The organism is Aeromonas sp. EERV15 (assembly GCF_900079845.1).
Taxonomy (GTDB): Bacteria; Pseudomonadota; Gammaproteobacteria; order Enterobacterales; family Aeromonadaceae; genus Aeromonas; species Aeromonas sobria.
Window position 1 is genome coordinate 1 of the sequence record NZ_FKKY02000052.1, and the last position, 952, is coordinate 952.

A 952-nucleotide genomic window follows, 5' to 3' on the forward strand; every position below is an offset into this window, starting at 1 on the left:
CGGATGGCGACAAGAGTGCGACGCTCAGTTACAGCTACACCCTTAATGCAGCACAGACACACACCAAGCCGGCGAACGATACCAACCTGACAGATGTGGTAGGGGTAACTGTGAGCGGGGTGGGAGGTAGTAGTGCCAGTGGTAACGTGACGATAGCGATCATCGACGATGTACCGGTGGCGGTGAACGATGGCCCTGCTTGTATAATCCAGTCACCATTACCGCTAGTTAATGTGACGCTGGTTTTGGATACCTCTGGCAGCATGAAGGGGGACAAACTGGCTGCACTTAAAGCAGCGGTTGCTAACTTGGTGCAAGCTTACGCAGGGCTAGATGCCCCTATCCATGTCAATTTGGTGACCTTCGCAACGGGCTCCTCCAATGTTGGTGACTATAACTTCAACTCGGTTAGTGATACTGGTTATATCAACCTGATAAATGCAGTTAATGCGCTTAGCGCAGACGGATGGACTAATTACGCAGATGCTCTTAACACAGCCAAAGCGCAAATTCTGCTTGATGTTAATGCAGTCGGTGCGGACAAAGACCAACAAAACAAGCTGTATTTTGTCTCTGACGGTAATCCTGAACCTGGTCCTGCAGGCCAAGTTTCAGCGATAACTGCATGGCAAGCATTTATTACAAATGGGAATGTTGATAGTGATAATAATTCCGCCACCAATCCTTTCCAGGCACATGCGATTGGTATCAATGTGGATACAGGTACCTACCTCAATCCGATTTCTAGTAGTGGAGCTTATATTCTTGCCTCACCGGAAAACCTGTCCGCTACCTTGGTTGACCTGGCAAGCGCTGGCGGTGGGGCAGGGCTGACGCATCAGTGTTTATACTTTGAACAACCCCATACATTCGAACAAATATTGTTCATTCAGACAGCAGAGCCTGCGCTTGTTGGCCATGCTTAGATTACGTGATTTGTTTTGCTTCAGCA

General features: G+C 48.6%; 1 pseudogene. It reads left to right on the forward strand.

Features of this window, described 5'->3' with window-relative positions:
* Positions 1–263: 263 nt before the first annotated feature.
* A pseudogene (locus BN4575_RS22575) lies at positions 264–698 on the forward strand (hypothetical protein); the annotation flags it as partial.
* Positions 699–952 lie beyond the last annotated feature (254 nt).